Below are 21410 nucleotides of genomic sequence, written 5' to 3' on the forward strand. Positions count from 1 at the left end.
AGATGTGTATAAGTGACAGGCTCATGGTCGTCCTCGATGTCGATCGCGTGCTCGAACTGGTGCCCAAGACCGATCCAAGGATAGCTGCTGCAGCGTAACACTCCACCGCGAAGACGGTGGATTCCACAAGGAGGCCAACACATGAAGACATGTCTCGTCGTCGACGATTCCGGCGTGGTGCGAAAGATCGCGCGCCGCATCCTCGAAGGAATGGAGTTCACCGTCATCGAGGCCGAGGACGGCGCGGTCGCGCTCGAAGCCTGCAAGCGCGCGCTGCCGGATGCCGTGCTGCTCGACTGGAACATGCCGGTCATGGACGGCTTCGAATTCCTCGTCCAGCTCCGCCGCATGCCCGGCGGCGATCAGCCCAAGGTCGTGTTCTGCACCACCGAGAACGGCATCGACCACATCTCGCGGGCGCTGCATGCCGGCGCCAACGAGTACATCATGAAGCCGTTCGACAAGGACATCGTGATCGCGAAATTCCAGGAAGTGGGCCTGCTCGCGCTCGACGCGTCGGCCGAAGCCTGACACCCAGTTTCACCATTCAGTCCCTTGTGAGGCTCCCGTGACGCCCCCCGACTACGAGTATCTGCGTAAGCTCCTGAAGGACCAGTCCGGTCTCGATCTGTCCGCGGACAAGCAATATCTGATCGAGAGCCGCCTGCTGCCGCTGGCGCGCAAAAGCGGCCTGTCCGGCATCCCCGACCTGGTCGCCAAGATCAAGGCGGGCTCGTCCGCGCACACCGTCCAGGTGGTCGAGGCCATGACCACCAACGAGACGTTCTTCTTCCGCGACAAGGTGCCGTTCGAGCACTTCCGCGACACCATCATGCCGGAGGTGCTCAAGGCACGCGCCGCGCGCCGCAGCGTCCGGATCTGGTGCGCCGCCGGCTCGACCGGCCAGGAGCCCTATTCGCTGGCGATGTGCCTGAAGGAAATGGGCGCGGCGCTTGCCGGATGGCGCGTCGAGATCATCGCGACCGATCTGTCGCAGGAGGTGCTGGAGAAGTCGAAGGCCGGCATCTACAGCCAGTTCGAGGTGCAGCGCGGGCTGCCGATCCAGATGCTGGTCAAGTACTTCAAGCAGTCGGGTGAATTCTGGCAGGTCAATCCCGAATTGCGCGCGATGGTGCAGCACCGCCAGCTCAATCTGCTGCACGATTTCTCCCAGCTCGGCACGTTCGACGTGATCTTCTGCCGCAACGTGCTGATCTATTTCGATCAGGACACCAAGATCAACATCTTCAACCGCCTTGCCCGCTTGATGGAGCCCGACGGCTTCCTGGTGCTGGGTGCCGCCGAAACCGTGGTCGGCCTGACCGACACGTTCAAGCCGCTTCCCGAGCGGCGTGGCCTGTATCGGCCGAGCGGGGTGCGGGGCGGGCTCGCCATGCCTAGGCCTGCCATGGCGGTCGGATATTGAGCGATGACCGAGGACGGCAAATCCATTGAGCGGGTCACCTTCAGCCGGGGCGTCGATGTCTGCATCATGGCCATCGACGGCACCTGGCGGCGCGACTGCCAGCTCAATGCCATCTCCGACACCGATGCGTCGCTGACGGTCGAAGGTTCCATTCAGGGGCTCAACCTGAAGGAGTTTTTCCTCCTGCTGTCCTCGACCGGACTTGCCTATCGCCGTTGCGAGCTGGTCCGCGTCAACGGCACCGAAATGGACATCAGCTTCCTCAAGGGCAAGCCGAGCAAGCGACGGTCGTCCGCGGACGAAGAGCGGGCCAGGGCCTGAGTCAGGAAGGCCTGATCCGACCGGGCGGGCAAGGCCCGCGGCCAATCCGGCCGATGCGTGGAACAGATCGCCGCCTGATGGGTTGGGCGTCGTCGGGACAATCGAGGTGATGGGCCGAGCCCGTCCGTTGCGGGTCAGTTCAGCAGACGCGCCGGTGCCCCGGAATCGCGGAGCCGGTCGAGCGCCGCGCCGAGGCCGGCATCGCAGGCTTTCAGGGCGGTGGACGCTGTGAGGCGGCGCGGGGTAACGTCGTCGCGAACGACGATGTCGGTGTCGGCCTGCCGCTCGGCCAGCACGGCCTCGCGCGCAATCGCCGCTTCGATCAGCCGCAGGCTCGCCTGGACATGGCCAATCAGCGCGATCAGGTCCGTCACGATCAGACCGTAGGGATCATTGCCCTCGTCCAAGCCCACTGCAACGCGGTCCGCCGCTGCATTTTCCATGCATGTTTCTCCACTGCCCCCACTTTTAGGGAACGCGGTGCTACTTGTGCGTTAAGCGGACGTCCCGTACAAATACGGGTCCATTGATCGAGATGGTCTAGTTAGTTCTTGTGCGGTCAGGGCAGCACGCTTCACCACTGATGGACGATGCATATGGTTGAGAATGGCGCTCCGCGCGGGGAAATCTTTGTAGTCGACGACGATCCTGCCGTTCGCGAGACGCTTTCAGTGGTCCTGTCGACCGCTGGTTACAAGGTGATCTGCTTTGCGGACGGCGCGGCGTTGCTCGCGGTGGCGCGCAGCAGGACGCCGGCCTGCATCCTGCTCGACGTGCATATTCCCGGCAAGTCCGGCCTCGATATCCTGAGAGAGCTGCATGGCGAGGATTATCCGGCGCCGATCTTCATGATCTCCGGTCAGGGCGACATCGCAATGGCGGTGAGCGCCATCAAGAACGGCGCGCTCGACTTCATCGAGAAGCCGTTCCGCGGCAACGAGATCGTGAGCCGTCTGAACGAGGCGATCGACGCCTACACCAGGCGCCAGGCCGAGACCTCGGCGTCGCGGATCGCCGCGCTGCACTTCCCGGGTCGCGAGCCGCTGACCCGCCGCGAGCGCGAGGTGCTCGAGCAGTTCACCGCGGGCGCCTCCAACAAGGAAGCCGGGCGTCACCTCGGCATCAGTCCGCGCACGATCGAGGATCACCGCGCCAACATCATGAAGAAGCTCGGCGCGCGCAACGCCGCCGACCTGGTCCGCATCGTGATGACGGCGCAGCAAAAATAAGCCAAGGCTGGTTTACGTTCCGATTGCCACATTGCGGAGCCCGGGCGGCGCACGTTCAGCGAACGGCACGTCTGCGCCGGGCGCGGGACGACATGTCTGAAAATCGAGTGTATGCCTGAGGCAAGGCAAGCGTGCCGGGACCGCGCGCGTGCGAGCAATGTCGAGACACATGGCGATGACGAAAAAGAACAAGACCCCGGATCAATTGCGCAGCGCGCGGTGGTTTGCGCCCGATGATCTGCGCGCCTTCGGCCACAGATCGCGGGCGATGCAGATGGGCTACGCGCCGGAGGAGTGGCGCGACCGGCCGGTGATCGCGATCATCAACACCTGGTCGGATGCGCAGCCCTGCCACATGCATTTCAAGAGCCGGGTCGACGACGTCAAGCGCGGCGTGCTGATGGCCGGCGGCTTTCCGCTCGAGCTGCCGGCGCTGTCGCTGTCGGAATCGCTGTTGAAGCCGACCACGATGCTCTACCGCAACATGCTGGCGATGGATGCAGAGGAGCTGCTGCGCGGTCACCCGGTCGACGGCGTGGTGCTGATGGGCGGCTGCGACAAGACCACGCCCGGCCTGCTGCTCGGGGCCACCAGCATGAACCTGCCGGCGATCTACCTGCCGGCCGGGCCGATGCTGCGCGGCAACTGGAAGGGCCGCACGCTCGGCTCCGGCTCGGACGCCTGGAAATACTGGGACGAGCGCCGCGCGGGCAAGATCTCAGACAAGGACTGGGTCGACATGGAGGCCGGCATCGCCCGCAGCTACGGCACCTGCATGACCATGGGCACGGCCTCGACGATGACCGCGATCGCGGAAGCCATCGGCATGACGCTGCCGGGCGCCTCGTCGATCCCCGCGGCTGACGCCAACCACATCCGCATGAGCTCGGAGGCGGGCCGGCGCATCGTCGAGATGGTGTGGGAGGATCTCACGCCGCAGAAGATCCAGACCCGCAAGGCCTTCGAGAACGCGATCACGGTCGCGATGGCGATGGGCTGCTCGACCAACGCCATTATTCACCTCATCGCGCAGGCGCGCCGCGCCGGCCAGGATATCTCGCTCGACGACTTCGAGATCGCGAGCCGCAAGGTGCCGGTGATCGCCAATGTGCGGCCGAGCGGCGACCTCTATCTGATGGAGGATTTCTTCTATGCCGGCGGGCTGCCCGGCCTGATGAACCGGATCAGGCAGCATCTGCATCTCGACTGCGTGACCGTCACCGGCAAGACTCTCGGTGAGAACATCGAAGGTGCCGAAGTGCACAATGACGACGTGATCCGCTCCGTCGACAACCCGATCTATAAGGAGGGCGCGCTCGCGGTGTTGAAGGGCAATCTCGCGCCCGACGGCTGCGTCATCAAGCCAAGCGCCTGCGATCCGCGTTTCCTCAAGCATACCGGGCCAGCGCTGGTGTTCGACGACTATCCGTCGATGAAGAAGGCGGTCGATGATCCCGACCTCGACGTCACGGCCGATCACGTGCTGATCCTGCGCAATGCCGGTCCGCAGGGCGGGCCGGGCATGCCGGAATGGGGCATGCTGCCGATCCCGACCAAGCTGGTGAAGCAGGGCGTGCGCGACATGGTGCGGCTGTCGGACGCGCGGATGAGCGGCACCAGCTACGGCGCCTGCATCCTCCACGTCTCGCCGGAATCCTATATCGGCGGCCCGCTGGCGCTGGTTCGGAACGGCGACCGCATCACCCTCGACGTCGCCGCGCGCACCATCAATCTCGATGTACCGGAGGCTGAACTCGCCAAGCGCCGCGCGGCGTGGAAGCAGCCCGAAAAGCGCTTCGAGCGCGGCTATGGTTGGATGTTCTCGAAACACATCAAGCAGGCCAATGAAGGCTGCGACTTCGATTTCCTCGAGACCGGTTTTGGTAAACCGGTGGGCGAGCCGTCGATTTATTGATCACTGTCGTTCCGGGGCGCGAAGCGAACCCGGAACCTCAAGATTCCGGGTTCGGTCGCTGTAGCGCCCGCCCCGGAACGACAATCGGAAAAATCACATGTCAAAACTCAGCGACGCCACCCGCAACAAGCTGAAATCCGTCTCCACCGCGACGGTCGCGACCGCGCTGTTCAAGCGCGGCTTCCGCATCCAGATGATCCAGGATGTTCATCCGCTCGGTCCGGATCAGCCGACCATGGTCGGCGAGGCCTTCACGCTGCGTTACATGCCGGCGCGCGAGGACCTCAACACAATCGAGGTGTTCCGCGATCGCGCGCATCCGCAGCGCAAGGCGATCGAGGATTGTCCCGTGGGCGCGGTGCTGGTGATGGACAGCCGCAAGGATGCGCGCGCCGCGTCGGCCGGCGCGATCCTGGTGACGCGGCTGATGAAGCGCGGCTGCGCCGGCGTCGTCACCGACGGCGGCTTCCGGGATTCGGCCGAGATCGCGCGGCTCGGCTTCCCGGCCTTTCATCATCGCCCGAGCGCGCCGACCAACCTGACGCTGCATCAGGCGATCGAGATCAACGTGCCGATCGGCTGCGGCGATGCGCCGGTGTTTCCCGGCGATGTCATCCTCGGCGACAGCGACGGCGTCATCGTGATCCCGGCGCATTTCGCCGATGAGATCGCCGACGAAACGTTCGAGATGACCGCGTTCGAGGATTTCGTCACCGAGCAGGTCCAGAACGGCCGCGGCATCTTCGGGCTCTATCCCGCGACCGACGAGCAGACGCTGAAGGATTTCGCGGCGTGGCGGAAGGCGAAGGGGCGGTAGCTTTTTTCGCCCCGCCCTCCGCTGTCGTCCCTGCGAAAGCAGGGACCCATAACCACAGGGAGGAGTTTGGCGAAGACAGCCAGTTGCGTTGCGTGCCGTGGTACTGCGACTTCCTTGCTCGATGGATCACGCAGTATGGGTCCTGGCTTTCGCCAGGACGACGATGGGGAGATATCCCGGCTATGGTGCCCTACACCTCCGCCTTGTCCGCCATCCCGACCGCCCACAGCGCGAACGCATAGACGATCGCGACCTCGTCGAGGCGGTTGAAGCGGCCCGAGGCGCCGCCGTGCCCGGCGCCCATGTTGGTGCGAAGCAGCACCGGGCCGCCGCCCCTCATGGTGGCGCGCAGCCGCGCGATCCATTTCGCCGGCTCCCAATAGGTGACGCGCGGATCGGTGAGCCCGCCCATCGCCAGGATCGCCGGATAGTCCTTGGCCGCAACATTGTCGTAGGGCGAATAGGACAGGATGGTGCGGAAATCCTTCGCGCTCTCGATCGGATTGCCCCATTCCGGCCATTCCGGCGGCGTCAGCGGCAGCGTGTCGTCGAGCATGGTGTTGAGCACGTCGACGAACGGCACTTCGGCGACGATGCCGGCGAACAGCTCACCGGCGCGGTTGGCGACTGCGCCCATCAACATGCCGCCCGCCGAGCCGCCATGGCCGACGATGCGCTTTTCACCGGTGTATTTCGTCTCGATCAACGCACGCCCGGCGGCGGCGAAATCGTCGAACGTGTTGGTCTTCTTCTCGCGCTTGCCGTCGAGATACCAGCCCCAGCCCTTGTCGGCGCCGCCGCGGATATGGGCGATCGCGTAGACAAAGCCGCGGTCGACCAGCGACAGCCGGTTGGCGGCAAACGACGCCGGCATCGCCATGCCGTAGGAGCCGTAGCCATACAGCAGGAGCGGGGCCTTGCCGTCGCGAACGAAATCCCTGCGATGCAGGATCGAGACCGGCACCTGCGCGCCGTCATGCGAGGTCGCCATGATGCGCGTGGTGACGTAGTCGGCCGGGTTGTGGCCGGACGGAATCTCCTGGCGCTTGCGCAAGCTCCGCGTGCGCGTTGCCATGTCGTAGTCATAGACTTCCGACGGCGTCGTCATCGACGAATAGGCAAAACGTAAGTTGGTGGTGTCGAACTCGTAGCCGCCCATGGTGTCGAGCGAATAGGCCGCCTCGTCGAAGGCGATCGCGTGCTCCTCGCCGCTCCTGAGGTCGCGGATGATGATCGCCGGCAGCGCATTGGCGCGCTCCAGCCGCACCATGTGGCCGGCATAGAGCTCGACGTCGAGCACATAGACGCCCTCGCGATACGGGATCAGGTCGCGCCAGTTGGCGCGCTCGGGCGCGGCGAGCGGCGCGGTGACCACCTTGAAGTCGATGGCGTCGTCGGCATTGGTCAGGATGAACAGCTCGTCGCCGCGGTCGGCGATCGAATATTGCACGCCTTCCTCGCGTGCCGCGACGAGGCGCGGCGGCGCGTCGGGATCGGAAAGATCGATCAGCCGCTGCTCGGAGGTCTCATGGTCGCCGCCCGCGATCACGCAGAAGCGGCCGCTCGCGCTCTCGTGCAGATGGGTGAACCAGCCGGAATCCTGCTCCTCATAGATCAGGGTGTCGTCGGCCTGTCTGGTGCCGAGCTTGTGCCGCCACACCTGCATCGGCCGGTGATTGTCGTCGAGTTTGACGTAGAAGAAGCTCTTGGAATCCGCGGCCCACACCACGCCGCCGTCGGTCTCCTCGACGAGGTCCTCGAGATCGCCGCCGGTGGCCCAGTCGCGCACCCGGATCGAGAAATATTCGGAGCCCTTGGTGTCGGCGCTCCAGGCGTGCAGGCGGTGATCGTTGGAATGCCGGCTGCCGCCGAACCTGAAATATTTGTGGTCCTTCGCCAGCGCGTCGCCGTCGAGCACGACATGCGCGTCGCCGCCGTCGCGCGGCGTGCGGCAGTACAGCTCGTGCTGACCGCCCTCGCGGAACTTGCGGAAATAGGCGAACGGGCCGTCCGGCGACGGCACGCTGGAATCGTCCTCCTTGATCCGCCCGCGCATCTCCTTGACCAGCCGCTTCTGCAAGCCGTCGGTGTGGCCGAGCAGGCTCTCGGTGTAGCCGTTCTCGGCTTCGAGATAGCTCCGGATATCGGGATCGAGGATCGAGGGATCGCGCAGCACCTCCTGCCATTTCGGATCCTTGATCCACGCATAATCGTCGGTCACCGTGATGCCGTGGGTGGTGAAGGAATGCGGCCGGCGCGGCGCGACCGGGGGCGATGTTGTGATGGCGGATTTGGTCACACGATCCTCATGGTGCGGGGTTCCGCTTTATATCGGGATGAATGTGGCGATTGCCAGATGGCGCACCTATTCGCGTGCCCGCACGCGGCAGAGCGAGCTAGCCGTTCCGTAGCCTCGCCCCCGCATTGCCGCCGGACATCGGAATCCGGTTCACCGCCAGCACCACGGCGAAGGTGATCACCAACATCGCGATGCCGAGCACCGCGATCGCCGCGAGGTCGCCGCCTTCGTTGAGGTCGTAGATCAGGACCGACAGCACCTTGGTCTGCGAGGTGAACAACACGATCGCCGCCGACAGTTCCCGCATCACGCCGATGAAGATGAAGCACCAGGTTGCGATCACGCCGGTGCGCAGCAGCGGCGCTGTGATCTGGCGCAGCGCCTGCAACCGCGTCGCGCCGAGGATGCGGCTCGCCTCCTCGAGCTCGGGATGGATGGTCGAGAACGCCGCCTGCAATTGCTGATAGGCCGAGGGCAAATTGATGGTGAGGAACGCGAGCAGCAGGATCCACAGCGTGCCGTAGAGCACGAAGGGCGGCCGCGTGTAGCTCAGGAACAGGCCGACGCCGAGCACGATGCCGGGCACCGCGACCGGCGCGGTGGCGAGGAAGCCGAGCACGCGGTGGCCCGCGATCACCTTGCGCGTTGTGACATAGGCGATGACGAGCGCGAGGATGGTGCCGATCGTCGCGGTCGCGGTGCCGAGGATCACGGTGTTCTTGAGCGCGAGCTGGGTCGACGACAGCTCGGTGAACACGAAGACGATGTTGTGCAGCGTCGCCGTCGACGGCGTCACCAGCGTGGTCGCGTTCGGCGAGAATGCGGCGTTGAGCAGCGCGAGGTAAGGCAGGAACACCGGGTTGAGCAGCACCAAGAGGCAGAAGCCGAGCGCGGCCCAGCGCCAGCCGCGCAATTCGACCCGGCGCGGCGCGCCATACTTGCCGCCGATCACTGAATAGCCGCGGCGGCCGAGCAGCGCCTTCTGGCCCTGCAGCAGCAAGATGGTCAGCACCAGCAGTGGCACCGCGGCGGCGGCCGCGAGCTCGAGCTTCGGCGGATACTGGAACAGGCTCCAGATCTTGGTCGTCATGGTGTGGAAGCCGGCCGGCAGCGCCAGGATCGCCGGTGAGCCGAACAGCGTCATCGCCTGCAGGAACGCGATCAGGGCGCCCGCGACCAGCGCGGGCAGCGCCAGCGGGATGGTCACCCGCCGTGCGGTGGTCCAGGCATTGCCGCCAAGGATCGCCGACGCATCTTCCAGCTCGCCCGGCATGGTGTCGAGCGCATTGGCCACCAGCACGAACACGAACGGGAACGTGTAGCAGGAGATCACGAAGATGATCCCGGTCATCGAATAGATGTTGAACAGCGCGTCGGCATCGTCGCCGGCGAACAGCCGGTAGAGCTGGTTCAGCAGCCCGGAGTTCGGCGCCGCCAGCAACTCCCAGGCGACTGCGCCGAGAAACGGCGGCGTCACGAACGAGGCCGTCACCAGTGCGCGAATGGTCTGCCGTCCCGGCATGTCGGTGCGCGACACCAGCCAGCTGATCGGCGCTGCGACGATGCAGCAGATCAGCGCCGACGTGGTCGCGATGATCGCGGTCGTCAGCAGCGGATCGAGGAAATCGGGATTGCTGAACAGCGTGACGAAGTTCTGCAGCGTCGGATGCCGGCTCTTGTCGGTGAAGGCGAACACCGCGAGCCACGACAGCGGCAGCAGGATCAAGAGGATGAGCACGGCTGCGAACAGCCACAGCACGGGCCGTGTCCAGTCGATGCGGGGTTTGAAGGCCGGAGAGGTGGTTGTTGTTGTCATGTTGACCCGCGGTGAACTGCCTCAGCTCCCTCGCCCCGCTCTTGCGGGGTCGAGACAAGCGAAGCTTGCTCTTGGAGGGGTGGGGCGAGGGGCTGCTTCGGCGAGCGCAGCACGCGGAGAGTCCCCCTCACCCGCCGCGCATCTTGCGATGCGCGCCGGCCTCTCCCCGCAAGCGGGGCGAGGCAAGAAAGCGTGCGCCGCGACCTCCATCGCTTACACCCGAAACAGCCGCGCATAGCGCGTCTTGATCTCTTCGGTCATCGCTTCCACCCCCGCCGGATCCTCTTTCATCAGCTTGATGTCGGAAAGCTTGCGCCGGCCGGCCTTCGGCTGCACCTGGGCGTGCAGCGAATATTGGCCGGTGAAGTCGACGAAGAATTGCTGGGTCTCGCGGGTGTGCAGCCAGGCCTGAAACAGCTTTGCGGCGTTCGGATGCGGCGCACCGGCGAAGATGCCTGTGGGACCCGAGATCGTCGGCGTGCCCTCGGTTGGATAGACCGGCTCGACCGGTTGTCCGGCTTCCTTCAAGAGCACGATGCCATATTCATTGCCGTCGGCCATCACCGCGCGTTCGCCGAGCGAGAGTTTTTTCGGCGGATCGGTCGAGGACTGCACCTGCATCACGCGCTGCTTGGATAGCTTCTCCAGATACGGCCAGCCGAGCTCGCGCACGATCTGGAACGTCGTGGTCATGATGGTGCCGCTATAGGCCGGATGGCCCTTCACCATCTTGCCCATCCACTTCGGGTCGAGCAGGTCGGCAAAGCTGTTCGGCGCGTCCTCCGCCTTCACCAGGTTGGTGTTGTAGGCGATCGACGACAGCCACAGCCGCGTGGTCACGGCCATTCCGTCGGGGTCGCGGTAGTTGTCGGGAAAATGCTTCGCGACGTCTTCGGGCACGAACGGCATCAGCCAGCCGCTTTTCTTCCAGGGGATGAAATGCGAGGCATCGGCGCTGTTGACGACGTCGGCGGCGTGGATGTTGGAATCGAATTCCTGCGCCACGCGCTGGAACAGCCGCTCCGAGCCTGAGCGCTCGATCTGCACGGTGATGCCGGGATAAGCGGCCTCGAACGCCTTGCCGAGCTTTTCGCCGACCGGCAGGTCCATCGACGAATAGAACACGAGCTTGCCTTCCTTGGTCGCGGCCGCGACGAGATCGGGCGTGATCGCGACCGGCGCAGGTGCAGCGGCGCGTGCCGGTGAAGCGAACACCGTGCCGGCCGCAAGCGCCGCAGAGCCTTTCAGGACATCGCGTCTGGAAACCGGCTTCCGCATTGCGTCGCTCCGCTTCTTGTTGTTATCGGCCGAGCGCCCGGCAGCGCGCGGGCGGCAAGGTCAGCCACACCTCGCTGCCTTTCTCGACCACGGTTTCGGTCGGCGTGGTCACCCGCAGCGATGTACCGTCAGCGGTTTCCACCATGTAGTCGCGATTCATGCCGAGATAGACCTGCCGCGTCACGATGGCTTTGAGTGTGTTCTGCTGCGCGGCGGCGGGCGCTTGCGTCGCGAGCTGGATCTCATGCTGGCGGATCGCCACCGGCGCGCTCTGGCCGGCCGTCAGCGTGGCGCCGACCACCGCGAGCGTTGCACCGGCGAACTCCACGTGGTTCGCATCGCGCGCGGTGCCCTTGATCACATTGGCGGCGCCGATGAAGCGCGCGACGAATTCGGATTCCGGCCGCGCATAGATGTCCTCAGGGCTGCCGAGCTGGTCGATCTTGCCGGCATTCATCACCGCAATCAGGTCGGCTGTCGTCATCGCCTCGGACTGGTCGTGGGTGACGTAGACCGTGGTGTAGCGATATTCATCGTGCAGGCGGCGGATCTCGAACCGCATCTCCTCGCGCAGATTGGCGTCGAGATTGGACAAGGGCTCGTCGAGCAGCAGCGTCTCGGGGCCGACGATCAGCGCGCGCGCCAGCGCGACGCGCTGCTGCTGGCCGCCGGAGAGCTCGCCCGGATAGCGTTGCGCCAGCGGTTCCAGCTTGGTGGTCGCCAGGATCGCGGCGAGCTTTTTGGCGATGGTGTCGCGATCCATTTTGCGCAAGCGCAGGCCGTAGACGATGTTCTCCGCCACGGTCATGTGCGGCCACAGCGCGTAGCTCTGGAAGATCATCGACATGTTGCGTTGCTCGGGCGGCAGCGTGCGCGCCTTCGACGACACCACGCGGTCGCCGACGCGGATCTCGCCGTCGGATGGTTCGAGGAACCCGGCGATCAGCCGCAGCGTCGTGGTCTTGCCGCAGCCGGACGGCCCGAGCAGACAGACCAGCTGGCCATGATCGATCGTGAGCGAAACATCATCAACCGCGACAAACGATCCAAACCGCTTGACCAGGCCGCGCAATTCCACCGATGCCAAGCGGTCCCTCCATTTTGTTGTGTCGCAGGGATCCGTGCCCGGCTGTTGCCGGCAGTAAAGCGGAAAATGATGACGACGGAAAGTGTTCGTGCCCCGTCAAAAAGTCGTGGCACCTTTTCGTTGCGTTATCCCCGACCACTCTTCCGTCATCCTGAGGAGCGCGCCCTTGCGCGCGTCTCGAAGGATGCACGGCCCGGTTATCGCGGCGTGCTCCGATTCTCTCGCGGCGGGAGCGTGGCCGTCGATCCTTCGAGACGGGCGCTCCGCGGCCTCCTCAGGATGACGGGGAAGGGGTCGTTCTGCGTCGACGAGCCAGTCGGCTGATCGTGGCCCAATCCGACCGAATCAGAGCTTCTTTCTTCGCTCGACTCCAGCCCTTGATCTGCCGTTCCGCAGCGATACCGTCAGTGACGCGATCGAAATACTCTGACCAGACGAGGACCACTGGTCGACGTTTGTAGGTATAGCCTGGGAAAGCACCCGTGTTGTGCTGTCCGATGCGCGGCGCGAGATCGTCGCCCGTGGCACTGCCGACGTAGAAGGACTCGTCGGCACAGCGAAGCTTGTAGACGTAGACGCCCATGCGATAATCCACGCAGACCGTGCGAGGGCATCATGGTGCAATCATCGCCACGGTCAATAGGATGAGCGTCTATCTCTGATCCCGCGGACGCCGATCCCGTCATCCTGAGGTGCGAGCGGAGCGAGCCTCGAAGGATGTACGGCCCGGCTATTTCCGCGCACTCCGATTCGCGCGCGGCGGGAGCGCGGCCGTCGATCCTTCGAGACGCCCGCCTTTGGCGGGCTCCTCAGGATGACGGGTTAAAGCCTCGGGCCGCCTCGGCCTACGCCTTCACGTTCTCGCCGAGCCACTGGATGGCGGCGTCGGCGCCGGCCTTGCCGTGCGGGATGTTCAGCGCTGTCAGCGCGACCTCGACGACGCCGAGCGTGCCGAGGATCATCGGCGCGTTGACGTGACCCATATGCGCGATGCGGAAGGCCTGGCCCTGCAAATCGCCGATGCCGGTGCCGAGCACCACGCCGCATTTCTCCTTGGCGTAGCGCTGGATCGCGGCGGGATCGGCGCCCTTCACGGTGACCGTCGTCACGGTGTTGGAACGTTCGGCGGGCTCAGTGATGTTGAAGCCGAGCACCTGTCCCTCGGCCCAGACGGCGACTGCGCGGCGCACGGCTTCGCCGAGCAGCCGATGCCGCAGATGCGCATTCTCCAGGCCTTCGGCGTGCAGCATGTTGATCGCCTCGCGTAGCGCGAACAGCAGATGCACCGGCGCGGTGCCGGCATATTTGCGGTAGTGCTCCGAGCCCTCGCGCTCGGTCCAGTCCCAATAGGGCGTGCGCAGATCGGCTTTCTTGTGGGCGTCCCAGGCGCGGTCATTGGCGGCGACGAAGCCGAGGCCGGGCGGCGTCATCAGGCCCTTCTGCGAGCCCGACATCGCGACGTCGACATACCATTTGTCCATCTCGAACGGCATGCAGCCGAGCGAGGCCACGGTGTCGACCATGTATAATGCAGGATGGCCGGCGGCCTTGATCGCCTTGCCGATCGCCTCGATGTCGTTATAGGCGCCCGACGCGGTGTCGACCTGCACCACCAGGATCGCCTTGATGGTGTGCTCCTTGTCGCGCCGCAGCCGCTCCTCGACCTCGGCCGGACGGATCGCGCGGCGCCAGTCGCCCTTCAGCACCTCGACCTCGGCGCCCATCGCGGCCGCGGCCTGGCCCCAGCCGATCGCGAAGCGCCCGCTCTCCAGCACCAGCACCTTGTCGCCGCGCGACAGCACGTTGGAGAGCGTCGCCTCCCAGGCGCCGTGGCCGTTGGAGATGTAGATGTAGGACTTGCCCTGGGTGGCGAACAGCCTCGAGAGGTCGCGCAGCAGGCTGTCAGTCAGTTCGACCATTTCGTTGGAGTAGATGTCGAGCGCCGGGCGGTGCATGGCCTGCAGCACCTGATCGGGCATCGTGGTGGGCCCGGGGATGGCCAGAAATTCCCGGCCCGCGCGAACGGTCATCGTCCTGTTCCTTTTGGATAAAGCAACGCAAATCATGCGTGTGAGGGGTCAGGCGCGGAGAATATTCCATCGCGGCTTCGATTGCGAGCCGGACGAAGCAATCCAGCGTTTCCAAAACCGCGGGACAGCATGATCCGGAAAAGTGCGAAGCGGTTTTAGCCTCTATTTGCCGATCGCTTCGACGACCGCGCGCCAGACCTGGTCCTTGAACTCGGTCGCGGCGGGGCTCGGGAGCTGCTCGACGGTGCCGGTGTTCTTGCGGCAGGCCTCGACCAGCCGCAGCACCCAGATTTCGCCGTCGGTGTAATAGGGATCGCCGCCGCCATTGCGGCCGTTGAAGGTCGGGCCGATGCCGGTCACCTGATATTTCGCGGTGGCCATGCCGGCGGACTCGAGGTCCGTGGCGAGCAGCCCGCGTTCGGCGTCGAGATCGGCCGCGATGTGATGCGTCACCGCGCCGGTGTAGTGGCTGATGCCGACGCTGCGGTCGAGCGTCGCAGCGCCCAGCCATACCGGACGCTTCTCCTCGCCCTGATCGAGCACCCTCCAGAACCGGACATGGTTGCGGCGATCCGCGCTCGATCCGACCGGCCGCTCGAAGGCGAGATCCTCGCGGCGGTCGAGATAGAACAGGTTGCTCACCGGCGCATCCTTGTAGGGACGATCGAGCAGCACGCTGCCCACGATCTCGATCGAGGATTTCAGCGTCACCGGATCGGCCGGAAACCAGCCGGCCTCGTGCATCGCGCAGACCACGTCCCGCTTGTCGCCGATCAGCCCGACATTCATCGGATCGCCGGGAATGCCCTGCGCGGTGCGCGTCACCATCGGCAGATTGGCGAGGCCCTTCTGATGCTCGTAATGCGTCCACAACGCCGGCAGCAGCAGATAGGCCGCGATCAGGTAGATCGCCAGGACGAACAGCAACAGCATCTGCGCTTGCCGGAGGCGGCTGCGCCGGCGAGGCTTCTGCTGATTGACCCCGGTATCGGTCATAGTGTTCCCTTCACCTCTCCCGCTTGCGGGGGAGGTCGGATCGCATCGAAGATGCGATCCGGGTGGGGGCTATCTCCGGAATATGATTCGCGGCGAGACCCCCACCCCAGCCTCGAGAGCGAGCTTCGCTCGCCTCGGACCCCGCAACCGGGAGAGAGAGCAGACAGCCGTCGCGGCTGCACGTCAATCTCATTCCATCAGGCGTCAGCGCCGCGTCTCGCGGCAGCCGGCGGCCTCGGCCTCCTCGACCGAGCAGAACCAGCGCGTGCCCTTGCTGATCTTCATCTCGATCTTGGCGTACCAGCGGCTGGTCCGCTGGTGAAAGATGCATTCGCCGGAGCGGTTGACGTTGCCCTTGATGGTGCAGTCGGGCGAGGGCGCCACCGGGCCGGAGGCCGAGGCGAGCAGGATCGCGTTGGCGCCGTCCGGCGGCTTCACCGCGCCGAGCACGGTGGTCTTCTTGTTGCGCACCCGCCAGTCCCACGGCGCGATGAAGGCACCCTGCCACATCCCGGCTTTTGCCTCACGCGCGGCCCTCTCGTCGGCTTCGTAGTCATGCGAGGCGCGGGTGTAGGCCAGCGCCCAGCCGCTCGCGACCAGCCATTTCTGGATGTCCTCGCCATCGACCTCGCAGCGCGCGATGGTGCGGCCGCGGCGATCGACCGAGCGGGCATGGCAGGTCCAGGTCTTGCTGCCGGCATGCTTGATCAGCTCGTCGCGCGCGGCGACGCCGCAGGTCCAGCGCTCGCCCTTGGTGTTGAGGCAGAGCTGGTCGGTCGACGGCGCGTCGATGCCTGCGAGCCGGATGCGGACGCTGCCGATCATGAGCTGGTCGCCGTCGCGGATCTTCGGCACGCCGGTGATGTCGGCGGCGGCAGCCAGCGTCGGCAGCGAGAGCAGCAGGCCCGCGGTGAGCAGCGTCTTGAACATCGGCGTTCCCGGCCAGGTTCTTATCGTTCAAATGGCTTTTAGCGTGCAGTGGTCAGTGCCCAACGATTGTGCGGGCAATTGGGCGACCGTGCCAGTGCTGTTGCGTTTCCGCCAGTTTCAACTTCGCGTCATCCGGCTATCAATGCGCCGTTCGTCTTCGTCGGTTCGTAGGATGGGTAGAGCGTAGCGAAACCCATCATCTCACGGCGCGGACAATATTGATGGGTTTCGCTGCGCTCCATCCGGGCTACGAAACTACACCGTGGCCATTCGTCGCTTCGCCAGCGCCAGCGCCATCAGCACGAAAGCCGAGGTCACCTCCGGCCCGCCGACCAGGATGCGGGTCGGCGTCTTCATCTTATTCCACTCATAGGCCCGGTAGGGCCCCTTGCGGCCACCCTCGCCGAGGCCCTGCACGATGCAGTGCAGCGCCGGCGTGAAGGTCGAGACCTCGGCGCCAAGATGCGCCAGCGCCATCAGCGCCAGCGCGGCGTCGAACGGGTTCATCTCGTGGGCGATCAGCTCGTGCGTGACATAGCCGAGCACGCGGGCGCGGATCAGCGCGAACACGTTGCCGGGATCGATGATGCGCTGCGCCGCCAGCGGCAGCGCGACGAAGGCGGCGTAGCAGCGGCCAAAATAGGCCGAATAGAGCTCGGGCAGATAATAGATGTGCGAGCGCGGATTTTTGAACGCGCCGCTTTCGACCAGATGTTTCTGGAAGGCGATGATGCGATGCACCGTCTCCAGCCGCTGCGGCGTCTCGATGATCTGCCAGCGGGCGAGGTTGCGGAACGAGACCTCGAGGATGTCGAGGTTCAGCGTCGGATCGAGGTCGTTGCCATAGGGCCGCTCGCCGGCGAGATTGTCGATCCAGGTGACGACGCCGCCATCGTAATCGATGTTGTCGTTGAGCGGCACGGTGACGCGCGGCTCGTTGGCGCCCGATCGCACCTGGTAGCCGCGGTAGAAGTCGAGCAGCGGCTGTTGCAGGATCGGATCGTCGGAGCCGGCCTGGGTCGCGGCCGAGAACGAGCACGCCGTGGTGTCGCAGTCCGGCACATAGATGCCGAAGCCGAGATCCTGCTTGATCTGGGCGAAGAAGCGCGAGAAGCGCGGATGCCGCCCCGGCGCCAGCGCGGTGATGACCTTCACCGTCGAGCCGTCATGCGACGGCACCTCCTCGGCGCTGGTCTTCAGGCAAAAGTCCACCATGTCGGCGATCACGCGACGGGCGGCGCTCGCCTCATCCGGCGCGGCAAGCCCGGTCTCGACGAAGCCCAGCAGCGCCTCGGTGAAGAAGGCATCGTAATAGGCAGAGCGGTGGCGGATCTGCACCGGCTCCCACATCGGCTCGGCGATGCCGCGCCAGGCCGGGTTGATCAGCGCGCGCGCCGGCGAATGCGCGATGAAGATCCGCGCCAGGTTGAACAGCAAGGTCGAGTTCTTGTAGCCGCGTGCGTTCAGCCCGGTCAGCGCCATCAGCAGCTCGCGCCCGCCGACGTCGGGGTCGCCGATCAAATTGAAGGCGGCATAGGTCGGGATGAAGCCGTTCCTGCCGAACGAGCGCAGGAGATGCGCGCCGGTCAGGCGGATCACGCGGTCGATCTCGGCGATCTCCGGCGGGCGGCCAGGTGCGGTCGCGGGCGGCGGGGCCGGGTGGCGCACGCCAATACCGTCCATCAATGCTGCGACGGGCGTGCCGATCGCGGCCCAGTCCGGCGCCTCGACGTCGCGCGCCGCGGTGAGCGCCGCGCGCAGGCCGGCGAGGCGGTCGGGATCGTTGAGCGCGGGCAGGCCGGTGCGGCGGAGCAGCGCGCGCAGCGGCGGGTTGCCGAGTGCGGTCCGGTAGAATTTTCCGAGATGGGCATCGCCGCCGCGATAGGCCTGCAGCACGGGGTCGCAGACCTCGTACAGCGAAGGGCCGTCCTTTTTGACGGTCAGCGACCGGCACACCGCGCCTGCGATCTCGTGAAGGCCCAAGAAGCTCAAAGAATCCCCTTTCCCGAGGAACCGGTTAACGCCGCCGCCCGACGGTGTTTCCAGTCGCTCTGCCCCAAAACTCGCAAGCCTTTGGAAAGCTACATGAATCCCTACAAAACACAAATGTGACTAAGATCACGTAACGGGATTTTAACGGCGTCAATGGCCTCTGCCGGGCGGCAGCATGCGGCAATTCGGGTTGCCCCGAGCGGCCGTCCGGGTTAAAGGAGCGTTTGTTGCGGCGCCGCAAATTGAGTTCAATTCAACGGCACACACACCTCAACCCCATTAAACCTGAACGTCTTTGACGCGACTAACTGGCGCGATCTTCGCTTGAGCGCCATCGGGATAAGAATTGGGACTTAGGAACGCTATGGACCTTAGGCAGCTTCGCATTTCCCGCCGCACCATCGCCGTCTGCGTCGCGGTGGCCGGCACGGTGTCGCTGGCGATTGGCGCCCATGCCGCGCTCAACAAGCGGACGCTCGATGTCGCCAAGGGGGCGGTCGGGTCGGTCACGTCAGAGCAGACCGGCAGCATTCCCGTCGGTACCTCCCGCCTCGCGCTGATCATCGGCAATGGCCACTATCCGGATGCCGCGGCGCCGCTGGCCCAGCCGATCAACGATGCCCGCACCTTGTCGACGGCACTGCGCCGCGAGGGCTTTGACGTCGACGTGGTCGAGGATGCGACCAAGGACGACATGTTCCGCGCGGTCGAGCGCATGAAGGCCAAGATTCGGCCCGACACCGTCGTGATGCTGTTCTTCGGCGGCTACGGCGTGCAGGTCGGCCGTGAAAGCTACATGATCCCGGTCGATGCCACGATCTGGAAGGAAGCCGACGTCAAGCGCACCGGCGTCAGCGTCGAGTCCGTGCTCGATGCGATGAAGGAGCGCGGCGCCAAGGCCAAGCTCGTCGTGCTCGACGCCTCGCGTCGCAATCCCTATGAGCGCCGCTTCCGCGCCTTCTCGCACGGTCTCGCGCCGATCAGCCCGCCGGAGAACTCCATCGTGCTGAGCTCGGCGACGCCGGGCAAGGTCGCCGACGACAGCAAGGCGCCGAACAGCGTGCTGGTCTCCGAGCTGCTCAACAACCTCAACGCCCAGGCCGGCGCCGAGAGCGCCTTCAACAAGACCCGCGTCGCGATCTCGCGCGCCAGCGAAGGCGAGCAGGTGCCGAGCGTGTCGTCCTCGCTGCTGGAAGACATCAAGCTCGGCGGCTGAAAGTCCTAGCTCTTTCCCCACGTCGTCCCGGCGAAAGCCGGGACCCATAACCACAGGGCCGCATTGTTGAAGCGCGCTGTGGCCACAGCTCTTCAGACAATTCACATTCGTGGTTATGGGTCCCGGGTCGCGCTTCGCTTGCCCGGGACGACACTGTCAGTGTGGCGTCGCCTACACCCCCTACTTCGCATCCGCACTCGCGCCCACCGGCCGCACCGGATCGCCCTCGCGCAGCAGCGCGCCGGCGCGGGCGACGACGATGTCGCCTTCCTGGATGCCGTCGCGGATCTCGACCTGTCCCGCCGACATCAATCCGGTCTCGACCCGCCGCGTCTCGACGCGGCCGCCGCGCACCACCTGCACCACGGTGCCGGCGGTGGAATAGAGGATCGCGGTCAGCGGCACCGCGACGCCGCAGCTTTGCCCGGTCTTGATCTGGGCGCGGCCGGACGAATTCACCAGCAGCCGCTTGTTCGCGCCGATGCCGATGAACACCTGGCCGAGCTGGCTGTTCGGCTCGACCGTCGGCGCGATCCGCCGCACCTTGCCGTCGAGATCGCCGGCGCCGAGGATCTTGAGCTGCGCCGTCTGCTCGGTCTTCAGCTTGGCGATGTCGCGGGTCGGCACCATGCCGACCAGGTCGTACTCGCTCTTGGCGATGATCGAGAACAGCGCGTCCTTGCCCGATGCCGGCGCGCCGACGATCGCCGACGACGCCGAGATCGTGCCCGCCACCGGCGCCGTGACGTTGACCGAGTTGGCGCCGTCGGTCAGCTTCGCCAGCGCCTGGCCGGCGGTGACGGTGTCGCCGGGATCGACCAGCACCTCCGCCACCTTCAAGCCAAAACGGTCGGGCCGGATCTGCTGCTCGTCGCGCGGCAGCACGATGCCGGAGACCTCGACGATATTGCCGAAGCAGAACTTTGCGGCCTTCAACACCGTCACCGCCGCGCCCTTCGGCACGGCGTCGGCCTCGCCCGCGGCAAGCGCGGGAGAAGCCGCGAGCACGAGCAGCGCGGAGGCGGCGAGGGCTGAGGCGCGCGTGCGAGGCAAAATCATCGGCAAACTATTCCCAAAATGAGGGCCTCCTGAATACCAGATGCCGCCTGACCGAGCCAGCCGGCTGCGCCGCGTCGGCCGGCCCGGTATCCGCCGCCAGCTCCAGCTTCGTCAGCTCCTCGGCACGCCAGATGTGCCGCAGGATCTCCGGGTTGACCCGATCGGCATGCGTCACCGGCAGCATGTGGCCGGCGGCCGGCAGATGCCGCAACTCGGCGCCATCGATCAGCGCGGCGAGTTTTGCGACAATGCGCTGCGTCACATAGGGCGACAGCCCGCCCGACAGCAGCAGCGTCGGCACCTTCAAGCCACGCGCGGCTTCCGCCACCCCGTCAAGATCGAGCGCGGCGTTGAAATCGCAAGGCAGCTTGTCGGCCTGCTCGATCATCCGCAGCCGCCCGCTCGGCGAGAACTGCTCGCGCGGCCCGGAGCCAGCCCAGAACGCGGTGAACGCCTCGACCGCCTCCATCACGGCGCCGTCGACAATATTCCTTGAGACGATCTGCGCGATCCGCGTGAAGCGGTCGTACAGCCGCGCATCGGCGGGCGTGTCGCGCAGCAACGTCGGCAGCACCGGCTCGATCAGCGTCAGGCTGCGAACGTGTTGCGCATAAGGCGACGTGGTCGCCAGCCGAAACGCGAGCGCCCCGCCATAGGAATGCCCGATCAGATGGATCGGCCCGTCGGCCCTGGCGAGCCAGGGCTCGAGCCGCGCGATCTCGCCATCCAGCGTCCGCGGCCAGTCGCGCCCGCAGGCCGCAACGCCATAGCCGGAAATATCCGGCGCCATGAACCGGTCGCCGCCGAGCGCCGCCGCAAGCTTGGTCCATTGCCGTCCCGACCCCAGCGAGCAATGCAGCGCCACCACCGACGCCACCGCGTGCGTCCCATCCAAACCCGTCATCAAACCCATCCTGCTTGTTCTTGTTATCGCCGGACGCGCGTTCGCACGCGCCCGTCATGACGCGAGCGAGGCGGGGGATGGGTTATTCCTGGGAG

Annotated in this window: 19 protein-coding genes; 7 read left to right on the top strand and 12 right to left on the bottom strand. The window is 65.7% G+C overall.

Features of this window, described 5'->3' with window-relative positions; genetic code table 11:
- The first annotated feature begins 141 nt into the window (after positions 1 to 141).
- The 3 genes from AC1VNY_RS39950 to AC1VNY_RS39960 are packed head-to-tail and all read left to right on the top strand — an operon-like array spanning position 142 to position 1747.
- Entirely contained in the window at positions 142 to 531 is a 390-nt protein-coding gene (locus AC1VNY_RS39950; RefSeq protein WP_018269419.1) for a response regulator, read from the top strand.
- A 37-nt stretch (positions 532 to 568) separates the two neighbouring features.
- Entirely contained in the window at positions 569 to 1426 is an 858-nt protein-coding gene (locus AC1VNY_RS39955; protein WP_038385774.1) for a CheR family methyltransferase, read from the top strand.
- Between the two features lie 3 nt (positions 1427 to 1429).
- Positions 1430 to 1747 carry a hypothetical protein gene (locus AC1VNY_RS39960; protein WP_028343631.1) on the top strand — a complete coding sequence of 106 codons (318 nt, stop codon included), beginning with the start codon at positions 1430 to 1432 and terminating at the stop codon, positions 1745 to 1747.
- A gap of 134 nt (positions 1748 to 1881) precedes the next feature.
- On the opposite strand, the gene AC1VNY_RS39965 is transcribed toward AC1VNY_RS39960, so the two are convergent.
- Positions 1882 to 2190, bottom strand: a complete 309-nt coding sequence (locus tag AC1VNY_RS39965) for a hypothetical protein (protein ID WP_482409292.1) — start codon at positions 2188 to 2190, stop codon at positions 1882 to 1884.
- Between the two features lie 153 nt (positions 2191 to 2343).
- On the opposite strand from AC1VNY_RS39965, the gene AC1VNY_RS39970 reads away from it, so the two are divergent.
- The 3 genes from AC1VNY_RS39970 (at position 2344) to AC1VNY_RS39980 (ending at position 5708) form a co-directional block, all read left to right on the top strand.
- Positions 2344 to 2976 (top strand): response regulator transcription factor, encoded by a 633-nt coding sequence (locus AC1VNY_RS39970; protein ID WP_018269422.1) that lies wholly within the window; start codon positions 2344 to 2346, stop codon positions 2974 to 2976.
- A gap of 175 nt (positions 2977 to 3151) precedes the next feature.
- The gene (gene araD / locus AC1VNY_RS39975) at positions 3152 to 4891 is read left to right on the top strand and encodes an L-arabinonate dehydratase (RefSeq protein ID WP_482409304.1); all 1740 of its coding nucleotides are present in this window, start codon (positions 3152 to 3154) and stop codon (positions 4889 to 4891) included.
- 97 nt (positions 4892 to 4988) lie between these two features.
- Positions 4989 to 5708 carry a ribonuclease activity regulator RraA gene (locus AC1VNY_RS39980; RefSeq protein ID WP_482409293.1) on the top strand — a complete coding sequence of 240 codons (720 nt, stop codon included), beginning with the start codon at positions 4989 to 4991 and terminating at the stop codon, positions 5706 to 5708.
- Positions 5709 to 5898: 190 nt separating this feature from the next.
- On the opposite strand, the gene AC1VNY_RS39985 is transcribed toward AC1VNY_RS39980, so the two are convergent.
- The 9 genes from AC1VNY_RS39985 to AC1VNY_RS40025 all read right to left on the bottom strand — a co-directional run bounded on the left by AC1VNY_RS39985 (position 5899) and on the right by AC1VNY_RS40025 (position 18127).
- Entirely contained in the window at positions 5899 to 8007 is a 2109-nt protein-coding gene (locus AC1VNY_RS39985; protein ID WP_482409294.1) for a S9 family peptidase, read from the bottom strand.
- Positions 8008 to 8104: 97 nt separating this feature from the next.
- Positions 8105 to 9823 (bottom strand): ABC transporter permease, encoded by a 1719-nt coding sequence (locus AC1VNY_RS39990; protein WP_482409295.1) that lies wholly within the window; start codon positions 9821 to 9823, stop codon positions 8105 to 8107.
- Between the two features lie 213 nt (positions 9824 to 10036).
- Complete coding sequence (locus AC1VNY_RS39995; protein WP_482409296.1) at positions 10037 to 11101, bottom strand: extracellular solute-binding protein; 1065 nt, start codon at positions 11099 to 11101, stop codon at positions 10037 to 10039.
- Between the two features lie 22 nt (positions 11102 to 11123).
- Positions 11124 to 12179, bottom strand: a complete 1056-nt coding sequence (locus tag AC1VNY_RS40000) for an ABC transporter ATP-binding protein (protein WP_482409305.1) — start codon at positions 12177 to 12179, stop codon at positions 11124 to 11126.
- 283 nt (positions 12180 to 12462) lie between these two features.
- A complete protein-coding gene (locus AC1VNY_RS40005; RefSeq protein WP_482409297.1) occupies positions 12463 to 12771 on the bottom strand; it encodes a GIY-YIG nuclease family protein in 309 nt (102 codons plus the stop codon).
- Between the two features lie 262 nt (positions 12772 to 13033).
- On the bottom strand, positions 13034 to 14218 hold the full coding sequence (locus AC1VNY_RS40010) for a pyridoxal-phosphate-dependent aminotransferase family protein (RefSeq protein WP_482409298.1): 1185 nt from the start codon (positions 14216 to 14218) through the stop codon (positions 13034 to 13036).
- Positions 14219 to 14380: 162 nt separating this feature from the next.
- Entirely contained in the window at positions 14381 to 15214 is an 834-nt protein-coding gene (locus AC1VNY_RS40015) for an LssY C-terminal domain-containing protein (RefSeq protein WP_482409299.1), read from the bottom strand.
- 204 nt (positions 15215 to 15418) lie between these two features.
- Positions 15419 to 16144: a thermonuclease family protein gene (locus AC1VNY_RS40020; protein WP_482409300.1), complete on the bottom strand. Its 726-nt coding sequence runs from the start codon at positions 16142 to 16144 to the stop codon at positions 15419 to 15421.
- Between the two features lie 255 nt (positions 16145 to 16399).
- Complete coding sequence (locus AC1VNY_RS40025; protein WP_482409306.1) at positions 16400 to 18127, bottom strand: hypothetical protein; 1728 nt, start codon at positions 18125 to 18127, stop codon at positions 16400 to 16402.
- A 373-nt stretch (positions 18128 to 18500) separates the two neighbouring features.
- Here AC1VNY_RS40025 and AC1VNY_RS40030 point away from each other — a divergent pair, with 373 nt between their 5' ends.
- Entirely contained in the window at positions 18501 to 19352 is an 852-nt protein-coding gene (locus AC1VNY_RS40030) for a caspase family protein (RefSeq protein ID WP_482409301.1), read from the top strand.
- 180 nt (positions 19353 to 19532) lie between these two features.
- On the opposite strand, the gene AC1VNY_RS40035 is transcribed toward AC1VNY_RS40030, so the two are convergent.
- Together AC1VNY_RS40035 and AC1VNY_RS40040 are read right to left on the bottom strand one after the other, a co-directional pair.
- Complete coding sequence (locus AC1VNY_RS40035) at positions 19533 to 20411, bottom strand: efflux RND transporter periplasmic adaptor subunit (RefSeq protein ID WP_482409302.1); 879 nt, start codon at positions 20409 to 20411, stop codon at positions 19533 to 19535.
- Between the two features lie 7 nt (positions 20412 to 20418).
- Positions 20419 to 21315 (bottom strand): alpha/beta fold hydrolase, encoded by an 897-nt coding sequence (locus AC1VNY_RS40040; RefSeq protein WP_482409303.1) that lies wholly within the window; start codon positions 21313 to 21315, stop codon positions 20419 to 20421.
- Between the last annotated feature and the right edge of the window lie 95 nt (positions 21316 to 21410).

This window comes from Bradyrhizobium ferriligni (genome assembly GCF_056837965.1).

Excerpts from the sequence above, each read along its gene's own strand:
- AC1VNY_RS40015 (WP_482409299.1), bottom strand. The coding sequence starts at position 15,214 with ATGACCGATACCGGGGTCAATCAGCAGAAGCCTCGCCGGCGCAGCCGC.
- AC1VNY_RS40040 (WP_482409303.1), bottom strand. The coding sequence starts at position 21,315 with ATGACGGGTTTGGATGGGACGCACGCGGTGGCGTCGGTGGTGGCGCTG.
- AC1VNY_RS40020 (WP_482409300.1), bottom strand. The coding sequence starts at position 16,144 with ATGTTCAAGACGCTGCTCACCGCGGGCCTGCTGCTCTCGCTGCCGACG.
- AC1VNY_RS39965 (WP_482409292.1), bottom strand. The coding sequence starts at position 2,190 with ATGGAAAATGCAGCGGCGGACCGCGTTGCAGTGGGCTTGGACGAGGGC.
- araD (WP_482409304.1), top strand. The coding sequence starts at position 3,152 with ATGACGAAAAAGAACAAGACCCCGGATCAATTGCGCAGCGCGCGGTGG.
- AC1VNY_RS40005 (WP_482409297.1), bottom strand. The coding sequence starts at position 12,771 with ATGGGCGTCTACGTCTACAAGCTTCGCTGTGCCGACGAGTCCTTCTAC.
- AC1VNY_RS39980 (WP_482409293.1), top strand. The coding sequence starts at position 4,989 with ATGTCAAAACTCAGCGACGCCACCCGCAACAAGCTGAAATCCGTCTCC.
- AC1VNY_RS40010 (WP_482409298.1), bottom strand. The coding sequence starts at position 14,218 with ATGACCGTTCGCGCGGGCCGGGAATTTCTGGCCATCCCCGGGCCCACC.
- AC1VNY_RS39950 (WP_018269419.1), top strand. The coding sequence starts at position 142 with ATGAAGACATGTCTCGTCGTCGACGATTCCGGCGTGGTGCGAAAGATC.
- AC1VNY_RS39990 (WP_482409295.1), bottom strand. The coding sequence starts at position 9,823 with ATGACAACAACAACCACCTCTCCGGCCTTCAAACCCCGCATCGACTGG.
- AC1VNY_RS40030 (WP_482409301.1), top strand. The coding sequence starts at position 18,501 with ATGGACCTTAGGCAGCTTCGCATTTCCCGCCGCACCATCGCCGTCTGC.
- AC1VNY_RS39960 (WP_028343631.1), top strand. The coding sequence starts at position 1,430 with ATGACCGAGGACGGCAAATCCATTGAGCGGGTCACCTTCAGCCGGGGC.
- AC1VNY_RS39995 (WP_482409296.1), bottom strand. The coding sequence starts at position 11,101 with ATGCGGAAGCCGGTTTCCAGACGCGATGTCCTGAAAGGCTCTGCGGCG.
- AC1VNY_RS39970 (WP_018269422.1), top strand. The coding sequence starts at position 2,344 with ATGGTTGAGAATGGCGCTCCGCGCGGGGAAATCTTTGTAGTCGACGAC.
- AC1VNY_RS40035 (WP_482409302.1), bottom strand. The coding sequence starts at position 20,411 with ATGATTTTGCCTCGCACGCGCGCCTCAGCCCTCGCCGCCTCCGCGCTG.